The sequence below is a fragment of the Enterobacter sp. 241F3 genome (assembly GCF_034106785.1).
Classification (GTDB): Bacteria; Pseudomonadota; Gammaproteobacteria; order Enterobacterales; family Enterobacteriaceae; genus Enterobacter; species Enterobacter vonholyi.
This window is the reverse complement of record NZ_JAWNDD010000008.1, coordinates 90279-109704: the sequence shown is the minus strand read 5'-3', so window position 1 is coordinate 109704 and position 19426 is coordinate 90279. Positions and strand designations below refer to the sequence as shown.

Below are 19426 nucleotides of genomic sequence, written 5' to 3'. Positions count from 1 at the left end.
CCTCACCCTAACCCTCTCCCCAAAGGGGAGAGGGAAGACAACGTTACATTACTGGTCAGCAGTCTTATCAAAACGACCCAGCACCTCGCGTTCATACGCCAGCGCCTTTTTACGATCGAATTTGTGTTCCCACTTGGCGATAACCAGCACCGCCAGCGCATTACCCACCACGTTCAGCGCCGTACGCGCCATGTCGAGGATACGGTCCACACCGGCGATAAAGGCCAGACCTTCCAGCGGAATGCCGACGCTGCCCAGCGTCGCCAGCAGCACCACGAACGAAACGCCCGGTACGCCTGCGATACCTTTAGACGTCACCATCAGCGTCAGTACCAGGACGATCTCCTGCCACAGCGACAGGTCAATGCCGTACAGCTGGGCAATAAAGATAGCGGCGATACTCTGGTATAGCGTCGAACCATCCAGGTTAAAGGAGTAACCGGTCGGCACCACGAAGCTGGTAATAGAGGCAGGCGCGCCGTAGGCTTCCATCTTCTCAATAATACGCGGCAGCACGCTCTCAGAGCTTGCCGTGGAGTAGGCCAGAATCAGCTCATCTTTCAGGATACGGATCAGGATCCAGATGCTCAGCCCGCACAGACGCGCCACGATGCCCAGCACCACCAGTGCGAAGAACAGGATGGCGAAGTGCACCAGGATCACCAGCTTCGCCAGCGGCCACAGGGAGGCAAAACCGAAGTTCGCCACGGTGACGGCGATAAGCGCAAACACCCCTACCGGCGCGTAACGCATCACCATGTGGGTCACTTTAAACATGGTCTCGGAAATAGAGCGGAACACGGTCACCAGCGGTTCACGGTGCGTCGCGGGCAGAGAAGAGAGCCCCAGACCAAACAGTACCGAGAAGAAGATGATCGGCAGCATTTCGCCCTTCGCCATCGACGCCACGATGTTGGTCGGCACCAGCGACAGGATTGTGCCCATCAGGCCATGCGCATGGCTCTGCACGTCAGCGGTCGTACTTTGGTATTTCGAAATATCCACCGTTGCCAGCTGCGACATATCGATCCCGGAACCCGGCTGGAACACGTTCGCCAAAGTGATACCAAGAATGATCGCAACCGTAGTGATCACTTCGAAATAGATAATGGTTTTTGCACCAATACGACCTAACTGCTTCGCATCGCCGACGCCCGCAATACCGACCACCAGCGTCGAGATCACAATCGGAACCACAATCATCTTGATCAGATGAATGAAGATATCCCCTGCCGGTGAGAGCAGGTTCGCAATCAGCCATTCGCGGCTGTCGCTGTGATAGTGAAGGTAACTGCCCAGCAAGATGCCCAGCACAAGGGCGATTAAGATCTGCCAGGCCAGGCTGACTTTAACGTTTTTCATATAAACTGACTTCCTCAATGAAGCGCCTTATTCACTCAAACTGCATGAATATGGAGACATACTGAAAGGGTATGAATTGTGTTGCGTTGGTTTATGGGATTTTTTAACGCGGCGTATGAGTATCATTTGCGCGACCTGTTGCGCAAGCCTTAAAGAACGACGCGTTTCACTCACAAAAGCGACGATGACGGCAGTTTGTTCTAATTCTGATAAATAACCTTTTGTTATAAAAACGCTTTTTTAAACATAAATGTGAATAATCGTCAGCATAAATTATTTTCCTTCAAAGATTCATTCGCTCAATTTTCATACTCTTCAAACAATGCGTGATCTGCAGCCCAAATAATAAACAAAGCTTGTAAAGCCCCTACAATTAACGTTTTTGCGACATATTATTAACATCTTACAAGGAGAAAAAAAGCCATGAGCCAAATACACAAACATGACATTCCCGCAAATATTGCGGACCGTTGCCTGATCACCCCGGAGCAGTACCACGAGAAATATCAGCAATCTATCACCGCCCCGGACACCTTCTGGGGTGAGCAGGGTCATATCCTTGACTGGATCAAACCTTATCAGAAGGTGAAGAACACCTCCTTTGCGCCCGGCAATGTCTCCATTAAATGGTTTGAAGATGGCACCCTGAACCTGGCGGCGAACTGCCTTGATCGTCACCTTGCCGAGCACGGAAACGAGACGGCGATTATCTGGGAAGGCGATGATGCCTCCCAGAGCAAACACATTACCTATAAAGAACTGCACCGCGACGTGTGCCGCTTCGCCAACGTCCTGCTGGAAAAAGGCATTAAAAAAGGCGATGTGGTCGCTATCTATATGCCGATGGTGCCGGAAGCGGCGGTAGCCATGCTGGCCTGCGCGCGTATTGGTGCGATCCACTCCGTTATTTTTGGCGGTTTCTCACCAGAAGCGGTTGCGGGCCGTATTGTCGATTCCAGTTCAAAACTGGTGATCACCGCCGATGAAGGCGTGCGCGCCGGACGCGGAATCCCCCTGAAGAAAAACGTCGACGAAGCGCTGAAAAACCCGAACGTTAAAACGGTCAGCAACGTTATCGTCCTTAAGCGTACCGGCGGCAAAATCGACTGGAACGAGGGGCGTGACCTGTGGTGGAGCGACCTGATTGAAAAGGCGAGCGACCAGCATCAGCCGGAAGAGATGAACGCAGAAGATCCGCTCTTCATTCTTTACACCTCCGGCTCGACCGGTAAGCCGAAAGGCGTGCTGCACACCACCGGCGGCTATCTGGTCTACGCGGCCACCACCTTCAAATACGTCTTTGATTACCATCCGGGCGACATCTACTGGTGTACAGCCGACGTGGGCTGGGTTACCGGACACAGCTACCTGCTGTACGGCCCGCTGGCCTGTGGCGCAACGACGCTGATGTTTGAGGGCGTACCGAACTGGCCGACTCCGGCGCGGATGTGTCAGGTGGTCGACAAGCATCAGGTCAATATTCTCTACACCGCGCCAACGGCGATCCGCGCATTAATGGCGGAAGGCGATAAAGCCATCGAAGGCACTGACCGCTCTTCATTGCGCATCCTCGGTTCCGTGGGTGAGCCCATCAACCCGGAAGCCTGGGAGTGGTACTGGAAGAAAATCGGCAACGAGAAATGCCCGGTCATGGACACCTGGTGGCAGACCGAAACCGGCGGCTTTATGATCACCCCAATGCCGGGCGCCACGCAGCTGAAAGCAGGCTCGGCAACCCGTCCGTTCTTCGGCGTGCAGCCTGCGCTGGTGGATAACGAAGGTAACCCGCAGGAAGGCGCCACCGAAGGCAATCTGGTGATCACGGACTCGTGGCCGGGTCAGGCGCGTACCCTGTTTGGCGATCACGATCGCTTCGAGCAGACCTACTTCTCGACCTTTAAAAACATGTACTTCAGCGGCGACGGCGCGCGCCGTGATGAAGATGGATATTACTGGATTACCGGACGCGTGGACGACGTGCTGAACGTCTCCGGCCACCGTCTGGGCACAGCTGAGATTGAATCGGCGCTGGTGTCGCATCCGAAGATTGCCGAAGCGGCTGTTGTGGGCATTCCGCACAACATTAAAGGCCAGGCGATTTACGCGTACGTCACCCTGAACCACGGGGAAGAGCCGTCGCCAGAGCTGTATACCGAAGTGCGCAACTGGGTGCGTAAAGAGATTGGCCCGCTGGCCACGCCGGACGTGTTGCACTGGACCGACTCTCTGCCGAAAACCCGCTCCGGCAAAATTATGCGTCGTATCTTGCGCAAAATCGCGGCAGGGGACACCAGCAACCTCGGTGATACCTCAACGCTCGCGGATCCTGGCGTGGTGGAAAAACTGCTCGAAGAGAAGCAGACCATCGCAATGCCTTCCTAGTGATTTCTCCCTCTCCCCTCACCCTCTCCCCATAGGGGAGAGGGGATAAAAACAAACCAACCTTACCTTTGGAGACTCTGTGATGAATGACCATATTTGTCAGCAGATAGAGAATAGTGCGCACTACAGGGAGCTCGTCGATAAGCGGCAACGGTTTGCCTTCACCCTTTCCATCATCATGCTGATTATCTATGTCGGCTTTATTCTGCTGATTGCCTTTGCGCCGCACTGGCTGGGCACCCCGTTACACGAGGGCACCAGCGTGACGCGCGGTATTCCGATTGGCATTGGCGTCATCGTGATTTCATTTGTGCTGACCGGCGTTTACGTCTGGCGCGCGAACGGTGAATTCGATCGCCTTAATAAAGCGGTACTGCAAGAGGTAAAAGCATCATGAAGCGAGTCCTGACGGCGCTAGCCGCCACACTTCCCTTTGCCGCCCACGCGGCGGATGCCATTACCGGCGAGGTACAGCGCCAGCCAACCAACTGGCAGGCGATTGTGATGTTCCTGATTTTCGTGGTGCTGACGCTGTACATCACCTACTGGGCGTCGAAACGCGTGCGCTCCCGTAACGATTACTACACCGCAGGCGGCAATATTACCGGCTTCCAGAACGGGCTGGCGATTGCGGGTGACTTTATGTCCGCCGCCTCGTTCCTCGGGATCTCCGCGCTGGTGTACACCTCCGGCTATGATGGCCTGATCTACTCCCTCGGCTTCCTCGTCGGCTGGCCGATCATTCTGTTCCTGATTGCCGAGCGCCTGCGAAACCTGGGCCGCTATACCTTCGCCGACGTGGCCTCGTATCGCCTGAAGCAGGGGCCGATTCGTACCCTCTCCGCCTGCGGCTCGCTGGTGGTAGTGGCGCTGTACCTGATTGCGCAGATGGTCGGCGCGGGTAAATTGATCGAACTGCTGTTCGGCCTGAACTACCACATCGCGGTAGTGCTGGTGGGCGTGCTGATGGTGATGTACGTGCTGTTCGGCGGCATGCTGGCGACCACCTGGGTGCAGATCATCAAAGCCGTTCTGCTGCTGTTCGGCGCCAGCTTTATGGCCTTTATGGTGATGAAGCACGTCGGGTTCAGCTTCAATAACCTGTTCACCGAAGCGATGGCGGTCCACCCGAAAGGGGAAGCCATTATGAGCCCGGGCGGGCTTGTGAAAGACCCGATATCCGCACTCTCGCTTGGTCTCGGCCTGATGTTCGGTACCGCGGGTCTGCCGCATATACTGATGCGCTTCTTCACCGTGAGCGATGCGCGTGAAGCGCGCAAGAGCGTCTTCTACGCTACCGGCTTCATGGGCTACTTCTATATTCTGACCTTCATCATCGGCTTTGGCGCGATCATGCTGGTGGGGGCGAACCCGGCGTTTAAAGACGCGGCGGGCGCGCTGATTGGCGGTAACAACATGGCGGCGGTGCATCTGGCGGATGCGGTGGGCGGCAACCTGTTCCTCGGCTTTATCTCCGCCGTGGCCTTCGCCACCATTCTTGCGGTGGTTGCGGGTTTAACGCTGGCCGGCGCGTCGGCGGTGTCGCACGACCTCTACGCCAACGTCTTCCGCAAAGGCGCGAGCGAGCGCGATGAACTGAAGGTCTCGAAAATCACCGTGCTGGTGCTGGGCGTCGTGGCGATTCTGTTGGGCATTCTGTTCGAGAAGCAAAACATCGCCTTTATGGTGGGGCTGGCCTTCTCGATTGCGGCCAGCTGTAACTTCCCGATCATCCTGCTCTCCATGTACTGGTCGAAACTGACCACCCGTGGGGCGATGATTGGCGGCTGGCTGGGGCTGCTGACGGCGGTGATCCTGATGATTCTGGGCCCAACCATTTGGGTGCAGATCCTCGGTCACGCAAGCGCCATCTTCCCGTATGAATACCCGGCGCTGTTCTCTATTGCCGTGGCGTTTATCGGTATCTGGGTCTTCTCGGCCACCGACAATTCGCCGGAGGGTAACCTGGAGCGTGAGAAATTCCGCGCCCAGTTTATCCGTTCACAAACCGGTCTCGGCGTTGAGCAGGGCCGCGCGCACTAAGCCTTTCTCCCCGGTCATTCTGGCCGGGGAGCTTAAAACATCACCCACGCCACCAGCGGCGCAACCAGCACCATTACCACGCCCGACAGCATCATGACCAGGCTCGCGACAACGCCCTCCTGCTGGCCCAGCTCATAGGAACGTGCCGTGCCCGCGCCGTGCGACGCCGCGCCAAACCCCGCGCCTTTGGCCATCCCTTCCCGAATAGAAAGCCGCAGAAACAGCATATCGCCCACCGCCATCCCAAAGACGCCCGTCACCACCACAAACAGCGCCACCAGGTCCGGCTGTCCGCCGAGGGGTTTAGCCGCCGCCAGCGCGAACGGCGTGGTCACCGAGCGTACGGCCAGGCTGCGCTGAATTTCGTCGGGCAGCGTAAACAGCCGCGCCAGCCAGACGGAGCTACAGACCGCGACCACCGTGGCGGTAATCACGCCGGCGCTGAGCGACATCCAGTGGCGTTTGATAATCGCCAGGTTGTCGTAAACGGGCACGGCAAAGGCGATGGTCGCCGGGCCGAGCAGCCACAGCAGCCAGTGGGCTTCACCAATATAGTTTTGCCAGGAGATATGGCCGAAGACCAGCATCAGCACCAGCAGGAGCGGCGTAAAGACCAGCGGCATCAGCGGCAGGGCATGAAAACGGCGATACAGCCGCTTGTTGGCAAAGTAGATCCCAAGCGTCGCGATCAGGCACAGGACGCTGATCTGAAAGTTAGTCATGTTTGTGCCTGCTGATTTCAAACCGGTAGACTTTATCCACAACCCAGGCGGTCGCCCCCAGCACCATCAACGTACTCAGCGCGATGACCGCAAAGATTCGCCAGCCGTCCACCATCAGCAGCTGCGCATAGTTCACCACCGCCACCACGGCAGGGACAAAGAACAGCAGCATCTCCGCCAGCAGCCAGCGCGCCCCGGCGCGCACCCAGTTAAGGGGGATCACGCGACAGAGAATGAGCGTCAGCATCAGCAGCATCCCCACCAGGTTGGCAGGCAGCGGCAGATGGAGCCAGCCGACAAGATATTCGGCGAAAACAAACAGTCCCGCGTAGAGCAGTACCTGAACCGGGACCTGGAGTCGTTGTACAACGGCAGGCGTAACACGGCTTAACGCCACGGCCATGGGGGTTTTCCTCAAAAATGAGACGAGGCGCCAGTATAGTGAGCGCACGGTGTGGACTGAAATGAATTAAAATCATCAAAGGTATAGTTTCGAGGAATAATCATGGACATAAGAACGCTGCGCTATTTTGTCGAAGTGGTTCGTCAGCAAAGTTTTACCCGCGCAGCGGAGAAGTTGTTTGTTACCCAGCCCACCATCAGCAAGATGCTGAAAAACCTCGAAGATGAACTGAACTGTACCCTATTGATCCGCGACGGGCGCAAGCTGCTGCTGACCGACACCGGACGCGTGGTGTTCGAGCGTGGGCTGGCGATTCTGGCGGAGTTCCGCCAGCTGAAAGCAGAGCTGGACGATATTAATCATCTGACCAAAGGAGTGCTTCGCCTCGGCATTCCACCGATGGTGGGGATGATGATGGCCGGGCCGATTAGCCTGTTTCGCCAGCGCTATCCCGGCGTAGAGCTGAAAATCTCGGAGTTTGGTGGGTTAACCGTCCAGCAGGCCGTCACTAACGGCGAGCTCGACGTGGCCATGACTGCCCTCCCCGTTGAGGAAGAGAGCGGCCTGGCGACGCTTCCGCTCTTTAGCCACCCGCTGTGCGTGCTGGTTCCCCGCTCCGGCGACTGGCTGAAGTTAGACTCGGTGAAGCCTGAACTGCTCGGCGAGCATCCTCTGCTGATCTACAACGAAGACTTCGCTCTCAGCCGCCAGCTGATGACGCTGTTTAACCAGCATAACGTCAAGCCACGCATTGCGGTACGCAGCGGACAGTGGGATTTCCTGGCGGCGATGGTGCAGGCCGGCGTGGGGATTGCCATTCTGCCGCAGCCGATTTGCGAGCGTCTGGATAAAAACACACTGCGCTGGATCCCACTGGAGAGCGATCTGCACTGGCAGTTAGGGATGATCTGGCGTGAAGGGGTCTATTTGTCGCAGAGCGCGCAGGCGTGGCTGCAGTGTTGTGAGGGGTTTTGGGTGCGGTCTGAATAGTGCCCGGTGGCACTTACCGGCCTACGTTCGAACCGTAGGCCGGGTAAGGCGAAGCCGCCACCCGGCAAAACAGCGCTACTGATTCTCTATCAACAGCGCTTCCAGCAGGTCCAGATCGTGCAGCAGCTTTTGCAGCGTCTCGTTGCTGATCTGGCGCGTGGCGCGCAGGTGATACAGTTCGGCGCGCTCTGAGCGCAGCGCCGCCAGGCGGAACCGGCGTTCCAGGTTCTCCTCCTGCAGCGAGCTTTCCACATCGTTACGCCCGTCCGCGCGGCGACGAAGGTTACCAATCACGCGGGAACTCACTTCCGTCAGCAGCTGATTGTCGATGTTCTCCTCCGCATCTGCGGCCAGACGCTCTTCCATTTTCTGGATGGCGACAATGGCCACTTCGGCGGTGGCGGCACGCGCAATGCGCTCTTCCTTGTGCTGCTGGGTCGAATCGCCGACATCAATATGCTGCAGCAGGATCGGCAGCATAATCACGCCGACAAACAGTGAGAAGAGAATCACGCCCGCCGCCAGGAAGACCAGCTCGTAGCGCGCCGGGAAGACATCGCCTGTCGGCAGCAGCAGCGGAATGGAGAGCACACCGGCAAGGGTGATCGCCCCGCGTACGCCCGCAAAAGAGGCAATCAGCAGTTCACGCGTTGTCCACGAGCCGAACTCCATCGGTTTTTTCTTCAGGAAGCGGACGCTGAAGTTTTTCATCGTCCACAGCCAGCCGAAGCGCACCAGCATCAGCGCCATGTAGATCAGCACGATGTCGGTAAACAGCATCCAGACCTCAACGTTCGGGTCGGCCTCCGCCGCCACCAGCGAGGACTCCATAATGCCAGGCAGCTGCAGACCCAGGAGCAGGAACACCATGCCGTTAAAGACAAACTCCAGCATGGCCCAGGTGCTGTTTGCACGCAGGCGCATGGCCAGCGGCGCGCGGCGCATTACGCCGGAACGGGTAATGGTCATCCCTGCCGCAACCGCTGCCAGAATGCCCGACACGCCGATATGTTCGGCAATCAGATAAGAGGCAAACGGCAGCAGGAACAGCAGTACGATCTGCGTAGCGGGTTCATCGCCGCCCCAGCGGCTGAGGAAGCGCAGCGAGCGGCCGTACAGCCAGCTCACCACGAAGCCTGCGAGAATACCGCCAATCGCCACCTTGAAGAATTCCAGCGTTGCGCCGCCGACGGTAAAGACCATCGTACCCATCGCTACGGCCACGGCAAACTTCAGGGCGACCAGGCCGGAGGCGTCGTTCATCAGCGCCTCCCCCTGTAAAATCCCCATGATTTTCTTCGGAATACGGCCTTCACCCACAATGCCGGACAGCGCCACGGCATCGGTTGGCGACAGCACGGCGGCCAGCGCAAAAGCCGGTATTAACGGAATGCCCGGCACCGTCCAGTAGATCAGGAAACCAATCCCGACGACGGTGACCACCACCAGCGCAAGCGCCAGGCCGAAGATCTCTCGCCCGTGCTCAAGGAATTCGCGCGTGGGCGTTTTCCAGCCATCGGCAAACAGCAGTGGCGGAATAAACAGCACGAGGAACAGTTCGGGGTCAAATTCCACGTGCAGGCCAAACGTCGGCCACGCCAGCAGCGCGCCGATGGCAATTTGCATTAATGGCAGGGGGACCTGAAAGGGCAGTACGCGTGTAACCACCCCGGATAGCGAGACCACAAGGGTCATGATGAGTATTGTGAAGAAGATTTCCATGCGTTCCCTGTTTGCTGTGTTGCTTATGTACTCCGGAAGGCGTCGTGCCTTTTATTCTATCTTCCCCAGAGTAACGCAAAAGGCAACAGGATGAGTCCTGAAAATAAAAACGGGCGGCCTGAGCCACCCGTTTTCGCATCAAAGGACAACTTAGATTGCCCAGCCGCCCGCGTAGAACGCCACCAGCGCAACGGCGATAACAACGGTGCCAACGTTCAGCTTGCGCCATTCACCGGAGACCAGACGACCGATCACCAGCGACGCGAAGCCGATCATAATGCCGGTCACGATGTTACAGGTCAGTACGATGAAGACCGCAGTAATCAGGCCAGACATCGCGTCCACAAAATCCGCAAAGTCGATTTTCGCCACGTTGCTCAGCATCAGCAGGCCAACGTACATCAGCGCTGGCGCGGTCGCGTACGCCGGAACCAGGTACGAGAGCGGAGAGAGGAACAGGATCAGCATGAACAGCACGCCGACGGTGATCGCCGTAAGGCCGGTTTTACCGCCTGCCGCCGTACCCGCCGCGGACTCGATGTACACCGCCGCAGGCGCCGCACCCACCAGACCAGAGAAGACGCTGCTCAGGGAGTCAGTGGTCAGCGCTTTGCCGCCGTCAATAATCTGACCGTCTTTATCCAGCAGGTTCGCCTGACCGGCCACCGCACGAATAGTACCGGTCGCGTCAAACACGGCGGTCATCACCAGCGCCAGCACGCTTGGGAGGATCACCGGGTTCAGCGCGCCAACGATATCCAGGCTGCCAATTAGGGAGTTGCCTTTGTCATCGCTCAGCGACGGCATGGCGAAAATGCCGGAGAAGTGGACGTTCGGATCGAAAATCAGGCCCACAATCGACACGCCGATAATGGTCAGCAGAATGCCGCCCGGGACTTTCAGTTTTTCCAGACCGATAATCACCGCCAGGCCGATCAGCGACATGATCACCGGGAAGCTGGCGAAATGGCCCAGCGCCACCGGCAGGCCGTCCAGCGGGTTCTTGATGACCAGACCGACGCCGTTGGCGGCGATCAGCAGCAGGAACAGGCCGATGCCGATGCCGGTACCGTGCGCTACGCCCTGCGGCAGGTTGCGCAAGATCCAGCTACGGATGCCGGTCGCTGAAATAATGGTAAACAGCACACCCATCAGGAACACGGCGCCCAGCGCAACCGGTACGCTGATGTGCTGACCCAGCACCAGGCTGAACGCGGTAAACGCGGTCAGGGAGATGGCGCAACCAATCGCCAGCGGCAGGTTCGCCCACAGGCCCATCACGATAGAGCCCACGCCGGCCACAAGGCAGGTCGCTACAAAGACAGCCGCTGGCGGGAAGCCCGCTTTGCCCAGCATGCCCGGCACAACGATGACGGAATAAACCATCGCCAGAAACGTTGTCAAACCGGCAACGATTTCCTGACGCACGGTGCTGCCGCGGGCCGAAATTTTAAACATGGCGTCAAGTGAACCGCCAGTACGCGCAGATGGCGTAGACATAGAAAACATCCCCTGAGAGTTTTTTAGGAAGTCCGTAAGCGAGGTGGAGACGCCACTGCCAGCTAAACGTCAAATCCTTGTGTTGCGTTTGCGACGAAAGGGCGTCACAGAAAAAGCAAACGTTTAGCTCCGCGCTTACAAACGGGTGGTCAAATTAAGGCAAACGATTATCTAGCCTAATCCCCGCCCTTTTCAACTGAACTTTATCGTTTTTCGCTAAAATTCACTTATGACGCTGAAGAAATAAACAGAGGATGCGCAAACGTTATCGTCAATGCGCAATTTGTTTACATTTAATCCTCACCCGGGATGGATAACGGCCCCCCTTGTTCCAGGGTTCTTTGCCAGCCAGGGCTGTTCTCAACCTTACTTTTCCACGCCTGAATATGCGGCAGGTTGTTAATACCGCCGCGCGCCAGCAGGGCAAAAATCGGAAAGCTCATCTGGATGTCGGCCATGCTGAGCGTATCCCCGGCAAACCAGCTGTTTTTAGCCAGATGTGATTCAATAAAGCGCGCATGGGTTTCCAGCTGGTGGTTGAGGTACGCTTTCTGCACCCCCTGCCCCAGCGCTTTCCCCAGGGTTCTGATACCAAACGGCACCGGCGGTTTGCCGAGGCTGCTGAAGACCAGCTTCATTAGCAACAGCGGCATCAGCGATCCTTCCGCGTAGTGCAGCCAGAAGCGGTACTGCACCTTATGCGCCGGATCTAAAGGCTTAAGCCGCGACTCGGGATCGTAAGTTTCCTGCAGGTACTCCAGAATGGCGCCAGACTCCGCAAGGATCAGCCCGTTATCTTCGATAACCGGTGATTTACCCAACGGATGTACCTTTTTGAGAGCCTCCGGCGCCAGCATGTTTTTTTGGCGCTGATAGTGAACGATCTCATAAGGCAGGCCGAGTTCTTCCAGCGCCCAGATCGCGCGGTGCGAGCGCGACTGGTTAAGGTGGTGTACCGTGAGCATGGCTTTCTCCTGTTATTCATACTTTTTAACTATAGAAAATTGAACAACACCGCGAAAAAAATTCGGCTAAAAACCGGTCAGCGACGCTGGCGAAAAAACGGGTCTTGCATAGAATTAAAGTGTCAGCACAATCCGGAACCTCCCCAACCAGCTCGACACTGAGGGGTGCTGACGTCGGGGGAAACCCTCCCGTGAACCAGCGGGATAGAGTGAAAGACAAAGACCGGGAAAAACTAAAGCGCCCTTATGTGGCGCTTTAGTTCTTTATGTGCTTTTTGCCGCGCAATCTCAATCCTCTTCCAGCAGCCGCGCCCCCGTCCCCTGCTCGCCCAGTTTGTCGCCGGGGTTACGCAGCGGGCAGTCGCTGCGCGACAGGCAGCCGCAGCCGATGCAGCCATCCAGCTCGTCACGCAGAGCGACCAGCGTGTGAATACGCCTGTCCAGCTCTTCACGCCACTGGGACGACAGCTCTTTCCACTCTTTCGGACTCAGCGTGTGCCCTTCCGGCAGTACCCCAAAGGCCTCACCGATCGTGGCCAGGGGAATTCCGATTCGTTGCGCAATTTTGATTATCGCCACGTAGCGGAGCACGTCGCGAGTATAGCGACGCTGGTTACCCCCGTTACGGATGCTCTTGATTAACCCTTTGCTTTCATAGAAGTGGAGCGCCGATACCGCAACGCCGCTTCGCTTCGCCACTTCACCGGGAGTTAAAAGCGCTTTAATTCGCGGCAATCTCTTTTCCATAAAACCTCTTTACCTCAAGTTAACTTGAGGAATTATACTCCCCCGCAGAGAAAACGACGAATTAACCGAGATAGTTGTATCTACAGAGGGGCAACCTTATGTCGCATCAGCAGATTATTCAGACGCTTATTGAATGGATTGATGACCATATCGACCAACCGTTGAACATTGATGTGGTCGCGAAAAAGTCGGGCTATTCGAAATGGTATTTACAGAGAATGTTCCGCACGGTCATGCATCAGACGCTGGGTGAGTACATTCGCCAGCGCAGACTTCTGCTGGCAGCGCAGGCGCTACGCTCAACGCAGCGGCCCATTTTTGATATCGCGATGGACCTTGGCTATGTGTCGCAACAAACCTTTTCCCGCGTGTTTCGCCGCGAGTTTGACCGTACGCCGAGCGACTATCGCCACCAGTTGAATTAATCACTCTCAGTGCAAAGGCTGCTGCTGCCAGGTCATAAATTCCTGGGGCGGCATCGCTTTCGCGAAGTGCCATCCCTGACAAAACTGGACGCCGCGCTTCAACAGCCAGCTCACCTGCTCTGCCGTCTCTACCCCTTCCGCAATGGTTTTCAGGCGCAGGCTCTGCGCCATCTCGATAATATGCTCGGCGATCAGGTGGCTGGTACTGTTGGTCGTTAAGGTATCGATAAACGATTTATCGATCTTCAGGATATCCACGTTCAGCGAGTAGAGGTTGTGCAGGTTCGAGTAGCCGGTACCGAAGTCATCGATCGCGACTTCATAACCCGCCTGACGGAAAGCCTGAATCACCGGCGTGGTTTTTGGCACATCGATAAAACCACGTTCCGTCACTTCAATTTTGATTTGCTGCGCGCGGACGGCGTAGTGGCGAGCCTTGTCGGAAATCATGGCGATCAGCCGCGAGGAGTGGAAATCCGTGGCCGACAGGTTAATCGAAATATAGAGATGCGGATGCTCCGCCAGGAAATGGCCCAGATCGTTGAACACCTCCTCAACGACATAGTCCGTAATCCGCTCGCTCATTCCCTCATTTTCCGCCAGCGGAATAAACTCAGCCGGGCTCATCACCTGCCCGTTAAAACCCGGCCAGCGTAACAACGCTTCCGCACCCACACACTGGTTGTTCTTGATATCAATAATCGGCTGATAGTGGACGCAAAGCTGTCGCTTGTTCAGCGCCCGGTGCAGTAAGCGCCCCGGCGAATTAAGCTCACGATGGGTACGGGACCATACCAGCAAAATAATAATGCTGCAGATCATGCCCAGCGGTAGCGTCAACGTCGCCTGGTGATAAAGCGTTTCATAAAAGCGTTTATTCGATGTCGACACAATGGCCGCAATAGGTCTTTTGGGGGACGTTACGATCGTATAAAAGCGGTTATCTTTTTGAAATACCGATTCCTTATCTCGAATCATCGAATTTAATAAAGAAACATTGGCTTTCTGGCTAACCGAAAAGAAAGCATTGGTTACCGTGTCGTACACACCCCACGAGAGAGAATGATCCGCTGACATGACTTCGCTGTATGAAAGCGGATTGACGACCACCACATAATTTCCGCGCTGCATATATGTCATTTTATAGCCAGTATAAAATGGGGTATCGCGATAATAATAGATAGCGACGTCAGGTTTACGCGTGTAATTAGCGACAGGAATGGCGTAGGGATGATCCGGTGTAAAAACGGTCGAACAAAGAAAATTCTGACCTTCAGCGTAAATTAAATCGGCGACAAACAGGCGGCCACGAACAACGTTCAGCATATATTGACGGTGTCCCGGCGTGCAAAGCTCACCCTGATATTTTTCAGCCTCGTCCCGGGCCAGCTCAACCTGTTGAATAACCAGCTCTGTTTTGTCTAAAGCCAGTTCAGCAAATGTGCGTAGCTGTGCGCTTGTTTCAGACACGGCGCGTAGCTGGGCAAACCATAGGGCAAGCATCACCGGCAGCATAACTACCATGATGATCCCTACCACCCTGAGCATTTTGCGCCGCGCGCTACGATTCATTTCCCGCCCTATATCCCTGCATGTTGTACGCCTGTAGTAATGAAGGCCGGATGCTTTGTTAAACAGGTGATTACGTTGCATGAATCATGCAAAGTTAGCAACTGACTTTTAGTATTAAAAATCTTAAATTTCGTTATGACGATAATATTTTCCCGTAAGTTAAACTGTAAGTATTCGTTCCGTTTCAATTAAGGGAAATAATTATCCAGCCCGCCGGGGCCGACGGAAAGATAACACAACAGACGATCGTTGATTAAGCCAAACGTCTAACAGCATGAAAAAAGTACAACATCGTCATGACGTTTTATGCTATTTGCTCCAGGTACTGTGTTTGTTGATTTATAAATAATCGGTCTTTACCACACTATTTTCAGTAATGGCGGAGAATAACGCCCCTGTTATAAAAACCGAATTTGCGGTATCCCCACTTGCCCGACGGGCGTTTCCGGCACGTTGTGGGTTCATCTCCTCATGCGCCGAGGCTGGTCCTGCCTACAGAATCGCTTTTCCTGGGGAATAAAATCCTCTTTTTTGATCGCACAGGCACTGGCGAATAAATCATCAATTGTGATATAGTTCACACATATTTTGTAACGAGAAACACTGTTTCATGCAGTTCGTCTGATTTGTAGAGGATGGGTTTTATGGCAACCATTACTACCAGCATGGTTCTCCTGCGCTGGCCTTTGTTGAGTGCGGTACTGATGTTTTTAGCCAGCACGCTGAACATTCAGTTTCGTAAATCTGACTATGCGGGTCTTGCTGTCATCAGCACCCTGCTGGGGCTGGGCGCTGCCTGCTGGTTTGCAACGGGTCTGCTTGGTATCACCCTGCTGGATATCGCTGCCGTCTGGGAAAACATTAAAGTGGTGATGGTTGAGGCGATGAGCCACACGCCGCCAGACTGGCCGATGGTGATTACCTGATCCCTTACGGAATAAAAAAACCCAGACGATGGTCTGGGTTTTTTGTTTAGCACGCGGAAATCAGAACGGAATGTCGTCGTCGAAATCCATTGGCGGTTCGTTAGACGGCGCCGGAGCAGACTGCTGCTGCGGACGAGACTGTGCTCCGCCGCTGAACTGGTTGCCACCCTGCGGCTGCTGAGGCTGACCCCAACCGCCCTGCTGCTGGCTCTGACCGCCACCTGCAGGTGCGCCACCGCCCTGACGGCCACCCAGCATCTGCATGGTGCCGCCCACGTTGACCACTACTTCAGTCGTGTACTTCTCAGCACCGGACTGATCGGTCCATTTGCGGGTACGCAGCTGGCCTTCGATATAGACCTGAGAACCTTTACGCAGATATTCTCCGGCCACTTCGGCCAGTTTGCCAAACAGCACAACACGGTGCCATTCGGTCTGCTCTTTCATCTCACCGGTCGCTTTATCACGCCAGGATTCGGAAGTAGCCAGCGTAATGTTGGCAACTGCGCCACCACTCGGCATGTAGCGTACTTCCGGGTCCTGGCCCAGATTACCGACGAGAATCACCTTGTTTACGCCTCTGCTGGCCATGTTCGTGTCTCCTGAATACGTTTCTTAATAGTGTAAACGCGCGAGTGTACCATTTCCATGCTGCACTTTGATAGTTGCGTAGCACGTTCCAGAGTTCTCCCGCAACTCAACATTGTTACACAGCGAATCAGAAAATGCATTCCAATACTGTATATTCAAACAGGTCAAATTGTGTCATAATTAGCCGTTTCTGACAGCCGTTTGTCCTTCAAACAAACCAGGCAATCCGTGTTCCAACCGGGAAAGGTGAATGGATAAGATCGAAGTTCGGGGCGCCCGCACCCACAATCTCAAGAATATCAACCTCATAATCCCTCGCGACAAACTCATTGTCGTGACCGGGCTTTCGGGGTCTGGCAAATCCTCACTGGCTTTCGACACTCTGTATGCCGAAGGACAGCGTCGTTACGTTGAATCGCTCTCGGCGTACGCGCGTCAGTTCCTGTCGCTGATGGAAAAACCGGATGTCGACCATATTGAAGGGTTGTCACCTGCTATTTCTATTGAGCAGAAGTCCACGTCGCATAACCCGCGCTCAACGGTCGGTACCATTACCGAAATTCATGACTACCTGCGTCTGCTGTATGCCCGCGTGGGCGAGCCGCGCTGCCCGGACCACGACGTCCCGCTGGCGGCGCAAACCGTGAGCCAGATGGTCGATAACGTGCTGTCGCAGCCGGAAGGCAAACGCCTGATGCTCCTTGCGCCAATCATCAAAGAGCGTAAGGGCGAACACACCAAAACGCTGGAAAATCTGGCAAGCCAGGGCTATATCCGCGCCCGTATCGACGGCGAAGTGTGTGACCTGTCCGATCCACCCAAGCTGGAGCTGCAGAAGAAGCACACCATCGAAGTGGTGATTGACCGCTTTAAGGTGCGCGACGATCTCGCCACGCGTCTGGCGGAATCCTTTGAAACGGCGCTGGAACTCTCTGGCGGCACGGCCGTGGTCTCCGACATGGACGATCCAAAAGCGGAAGAGCTGCTCTTCTCCGCCAACTTTGCCTGCCCGATTTGCGGCTACAGCATGCGCGAGCTGGAACCGCGCCTGTTCTCGTTCAACAACCCGGCGGGCGCGTGCCCGACGTGTGACGGCCTGGGCGTGCAGCAGTATTTCGATCCGGATCGCGTGATCCAGAACCCGGAACTGTCGCTGGCGGGTGGCGCCATTCGCGGCTGGGACAAGCGTAACTTCTACTACTTCCAGATGCTGAAATCGCTGGCAGAACACTACAAGTTTGACGTTGAAGCGCCGTGGGCCAGCCTGAGCCCGAACGTGCACAAAGTGATCCTGTTCGGTTCCGGCAAAGAGAACATCGAGTTCAAATACATGAACGATCGCGGTGATACCTCCGTGCGTCGCCACCCGTTCGAAGGGGTGCTGCACAACATGGAGCGCCGCTACAAAGAGACCGAATCCAGCGCGGTGCGCGAGGAGCTGGCGAAGTTCATCAGCAACCGCTCCTGTGCCACCTGTGAAGGAACGCGCCTGCGCCGCGAAGCGCGCCACGTATTTGTGGAAAACACGGCGCTGCCGACCATCTCAGACATGAGCATCGGCCACGCGATGGACTTCTTCAATAACCTGAAGCTCTCCGGCCAGCGCGCGAAAATTGCCGAAAAAGTGCTGAAAGAGATTGGCGATCGCCTGAAGTTCCTGGTGAACGTCGGCCTGAACTACCTGACGTTATCCCGCTCGGCAGAAACGCTCTCCGGCGGTGAAGCCCAGCGTATTCGTCTGGCGAGCCAGATTGGCGCGGGTCTGGTAGGCGTGATGTACGTACTGGATGAGCCGTCCATCGGCTTGCACCAGCGCGACAACGAGCGTCTGCTCGGCACGTTGGTCCACCTGCGCAACCTCGGCAACACGGTAATCGTGGTCGAGCACGATGAAGATGCGATCCGCGCGGCTGATCACGTGATCGATATTGGTCCGGGCGCAGGCGTACACGGCGGGCAGGTGGTTGCAGAAGGGACGCTGAAGGACATCATGGCGGTGCCCGAATCGCTGACCGGCCAGTACATGAGCGGCAAGCGTAAGATTGAGGTGCCAAAACAGCGCGTAGCGGCAGATCCTGAAAAAGTGCTGAAGCTGACCGGCGCGCGCGGCAACAATCTGAAAGACGTCACCCTGACGCTGCCTGTTGGCCTGTTTACCTGTATCACCGGCGTATCCGGTTCCGGTAAATCGACGCTAATCAACGATACGCTGTTCCCGATTGCGCAGACGGCGCTGAACGGCGCGACGCTGGCCGAGCCGGCGCCGTACCGTGACATCCAGGGGCTGGAGCATTTCGATAAAGTTATCGACATTGACCAGAGCCCGATTGGCCGTACCCCGCGCTCTAACCCGGCAACCTATACCGGCGTCTTCACGCCCGTACGTGAACTGTTTGCCGGTGTGCCGGAAGCACGCTCCCGCGGCTATACGCCAGGACGTTTCAGCTTTAACGTACGCGGTGGCCGCTGCGAAGCGTGCCAGGGTGACGGTGTGATCAAGGTTGAGATGCACTTCCTGCCGGATATCTACGTGCCGTGCGACCAGTGCAAAGGCAAGCGCTATAACCGAGAAACGCTGGAGATTAAGTACAAAGGCAAGACCATCCACGAAGTGCTGGACATGACCATCGAAGAGGCGCGCGAATTCTTTGATGCCGTTCCTGCGCTGGCGCGTAAGCTGCAGACATTGATGGACGTGGGCCTGACCTACATTCGTCTGGGGCAGTCGGCAACCACGCTGTCCGGCGGCGAAGCGCAGCGCGTGAAGCTGGCGCGCGAGCTGTCAAAACGCGGCACCGGTCAGACGCTCTACATTCTGGACGAGCCGACCACCGGCCTGCACTTTGCCGATATCCAGCAGCTGCTCGACGTGCTGCATCAGCTGCGCGATCAGGGCAACACTATCGTGGTCATCGAACATAACCTGGACGTGATTAAAACCGCGGACTGGATTGTCGATCTCGGCCCGGAAGGCGGCAGCGGCGGCGGTGAAATCCTCGTCTCAGGTACGCCAGAGACGGTTGCAGAGTGCGAAGCCTCGCACACCGCGCGCTTCCTTAAACCGTTGCTGTAATTG

General features: G+C 56.1%; 16 protein-coding genes. 7 read left to right on the top strand and 9 right to left on the bottom strand.

Translation table 11 applies throughout. The features are described 5' to 3' along the window. Positions 1-48: 48 nt before the first annotated feature. A complete protein-coding gene (gltP, locus tag UR504_RS18605; protein ID WP_024906735.1) occupies positions 49-1362 on the bottom strand; it encodes a glutamate/aspartate:proton symporter GltP in 1314 nt (437 codons plus the stop codon). 423 nt (positions 1363-1785) lie between these two features. On the opposite strand from gltP, the gene acs reads away from it, so the two are divergent. The 3 genes from acs (at position 1786) to actP (ending at position 5787) form a co-directional block, all read left to right on the top strand. Continuing rightward, complete coding sequence (gene acs / locus UR504_RS18600; RefSeq protein WP_274241772.1) at positions 1786-3744, top strand: acetate--CoA ligase; 1959 nt, start codon at positions 1786-1788, stop codon at positions 3742-3744. 82 nt (positions 3745-3826) lie between these two features. Then, positions 3827-4141 (top strand): DUF485 domain-containing protein, encoded by a 315-nt coding sequence (locus UR504_RS18595; RefSeq protein ID WP_008503396.1) that lies wholly within the window; start codon positions 3827-3829, stop codon positions 4139-4141. After that, a complete protein-coding gene (gene actP, locus UR504_RS18590; protein ID WP_274241769.1) occupies positions 4138-5787 on the top strand; it encodes a cation/acetate symporter ActP in 1650 nt (549 codons plus the stop codon). Before UR504_RS18595 ends, actP begins: the two co-directional genes overlap by 4 nt. Positions 5788-5819: 32 nt before the next feature. Here actP and UR504_RS18585 read toward each other — a convergent pair whose 3' ends face one another. Beyond that, the gene (locus UR504_RS18585; protein ID WP_320740008.1) at positions 5820-6509 is read right to left on the bottom strand and encodes an LrgB family protein; all 690 of its coding nucleotides are present in this window, start codon (positions 6507-6509) and stop codon (positions 5820-5822) included. After that, a complete protein-coding gene (locus UR504_RS18580; RefSeq protein WP_021242769.1) occupies positions 6502-6912 on the bottom strand; it encodes a CidA/LrgA family protein in 411 nt (136 codons plus the stop codon). The genes UR504_RS18585 and UR504_RS18580 overlap by 8 nt, the downstream gene beginning before the upstream one ends. Before the next feature lie 102 nt (positions 6913-7014). Between UR504_RS18580 and UR504_RS18575 the strand changes: the two genes are divergently transcribed. Continuing rightward, positions 7015-7902 (top strand): LysR family transcriptional regulator, encoded by an 888-nt coding sequence (locus UR504_RS18575; protein WP_111964196.1) that lies wholly within the window; start codon positions 7015-7017, stop codon positions 7900-7902. A gap of 75 nt (positions 7903-7977) precedes the next feature. On the opposite strand, the gene UR504_RS18570 is transcribed toward UR504_RS18575, so the two are convergent. The 4 genes from UR504_RS18570 to soxR form a co-directional block, all read right to left on the bottom strand. Then, positions 7978-9624, bottom strand: a complete 1647-nt coding sequence (locus tag UR504_RS18570; RefSeq protein WP_111964197.1) for a Na+/H+ antiporter — start codon at positions 9622-9624, stop codon at positions 7978-7980. Positions 9625-9774: 150 nt separating this feature from the next. Then, positions 9775-11124 carry a guanine/hypoxanthine transporter GhxP gene (gene ghxP, locus UR504_RS18565; RefSeq protein WP_115876909.1) on the bottom strand — a complete coding sequence of 450 codons (1350 nt, stop codon included), beginning with the start codon at positions 11122-11124 and terminating at the stop codon, positions 9775-9777. Between the two features lie 293 nt (positions 11125-11417). Beyond that, entirely contained in the window at positions 11418-12089 is a 672-nt protein-coding gene (locus UR504_RS18560; RefSeq protein ID WP_111964199.1) for a glutathione S-transferase family protein, read from the bottom strand. A gap of 288 nt (positions 12090-12377) precedes the next feature. Beyond that, positions 12378-12836: a redox-sensitive transcriptional activator SoxR gene (soxR, locus tag UR504_RS18555; protein ID WP_008503388.1), complete on the bottom strand. Its 459-nt coding sequence runs from the start codon at positions 12834-12836 to the stop codon at positions 12378-12380. 98 nt (positions 12837-12934) lie between these two features. On the opposite strand from soxR, the gene soxS reads away from it, so the two are divergent. Then, positions 12935-13261 (top strand): superoxide response transcriptional regulator SoxS, encoded by a 327-nt coding sequence (gene soxS, locus UR504_RS18550; RefSeq protein ID WP_008503387.1) that lies wholly within the window; start codon positions 12935-12937, stop codon positions 13259-13261. A 6-nt stretch (positions 13262-13267) separates the two neighbouring features. Here soxS and UR504_RS18545 read toward each other — a convergent pair whose 3' ends face one another. After that, complete coding sequence (locus tag UR504_RS18545; RefSeq protein WP_111964200.1) at positions 13268-14833, bottom strand: EAL domain-containing protein; 1566 nt, start codon at positions 14831-14833, stop codon at positions 13268-13270. Positions 14834-15477: 644 nt separating this feature from the next. Between UR504_RS18545 and UR504_RS18540 the strand changes: the two genes are divergently transcribed. After that, positions 15478-15759 carry a YjcB family protein gene (locus tag UR504_RS18540; RefSeq protein WP_008503385.1) on the top strand — a complete coding sequence of 94 codons (282 nt, stop codon included), beginning with the start codon at positions 15478-15480 and terminating at the stop codon, positions 15757-15759. Positions 15760-15819: 60 nt separating this feature from the next. Here UR504_RS18540 and ssb1 read toward each other — a convergent pair whose 3' ends face one another. Beyond that, positions 15820-16350 (bottom strand): single-stranded DNA-binding protein SSB1, encoded by a 531-nt coding sequence (gene ssb1 / locus UR504_RS18535; protein ID WP_023310055.1) that lies wholly within the window; start codon positions 16348-16350, stop codon positions 15820-15822. Positions 16351-16600: 250 nt separating this feature from the next. On the opposite strand from ssb1, the gene uvrA reads away from it, so the two are divergent. Continuing rightward, positions 16601-19423: an excinuclease ABC subunit UvrA gene (gene uvrA / locus UR504_RS18530; protein WP_045328845.1), complete on the top strand. Its 2823-nt coding sequence runs from the start codon at positions 16601-16603 to the stop codon at positions 19421-19423. Positions 19424-19426 lie beyond the last annotated feature (3 nt).

Bases quoted from the DNA above. Each gene is read 5' to 3' on its own strand.
- gltP (WP_024906735.1), bottom strand. From the start codon at position 1,362: ATGAAAAACGTTAAAGTCAGCCTGGCCTGGCAGATCTTAATCGCCCTT.
- acs (WP_274241772.1), top strand. From the start codon at position 1,786: ATGAGCCAAATACACAAACATGACATTCCCGCAAATATTGCGGACCGT.
- UR504_RS18595 (WP_008503396.1), top strand. From the start codon at position 3,827: ATGAATGACCATATTTGTCAGCAGATAGAGAATAGTGCGCACTACAGG.
- actP (WP_274241769.1), top strand. From the start codon at position 4,138: ATGAAGCGAGTCCTGACGGCGCTAGCCGCCACACTTCCCTTTGCCGCC.
- UR504_RS18585 (WP_320740008.1), bottom strand. From the start codon at position 6,509: ATGACTAACTTTCAGATCAGCGTCCTGTGCCTGATCGCGACGCTTGGG.
- UR504_RS18580 (WP_021242769.1), bottom strand. From the start codon at position 6,912: ATGGCCGTGGCGTTAAGCCGTGTTACGCCTGCCGTTGTACAACGACTC.
- UR504_RS18575 (WP_111964196.1), top strand. From the start codon at position 7,015: ATGGACATAAGAACGCTGCGCTATTTTGTCGAAGTGGTTCGTCAGCAA.
- UR504_RS18570 (WP_111964197.1), bottom strand. From the start codon at position 9,624: ATGGAAATCTTCTTCACAATACTCATCATGACCCTTGTGGTCTCGCTA.
- ghxP (WP_115876909.1), bottom strand. From the start codon at position 11,124: ATGTCTACGCCATCTGCGCGTACTGGCGGTTCACTTGACGCCATGTTT.
- UR504_RS18560 (WP_111964199.1), bottom strand. From the start codon at position 12,089: ATGCTCACGGTACACCACCTTAACCAGTCGCGCTCGCACCGCGCGATC.
- soxR (WP_008503388.1), bottom strand. From the start codon at position 12,836: ATGGAAAAGAGATTGCCGCGAATTAAAGCGCTTTTAACTCCCGGTGAA.
- soxS (WP_008503387.1), top strand. From the start codon at position 12,935: ATGTCGCATCAGCAGATTATTCAGACGCTTATTGAATGGATTGATGAC.
- UR504_RS18545 (WP_111964200.1), bottom strand. From the start codon at position 14,833: ATGAATCGTAGCGCGCGGCGCAAAATGCTCAGGGTGGTAGGGATCATC.
- UR504_RS18540 (WP_008503385.1), top strand. From the start codon at position 15,478: ATGGCAACCATTACTACCAGCATGGTTCTCCTGCGCTGGCCTTTGTTG.
- ssb1 (WP_023310055.1), bottom strand. From the start codon at position 16,350: ATGGCCAGCAGAGGCGTAAACAAGGTGATTCTCGTCGGTAATCTGGGC.
- uvrA (WP_045328845.1), top strand. From the start codon at position 16,601: ATGGATAAGATCGAAGTTCGGGGCGCCCGCACCCACAATCTCAAGAAT.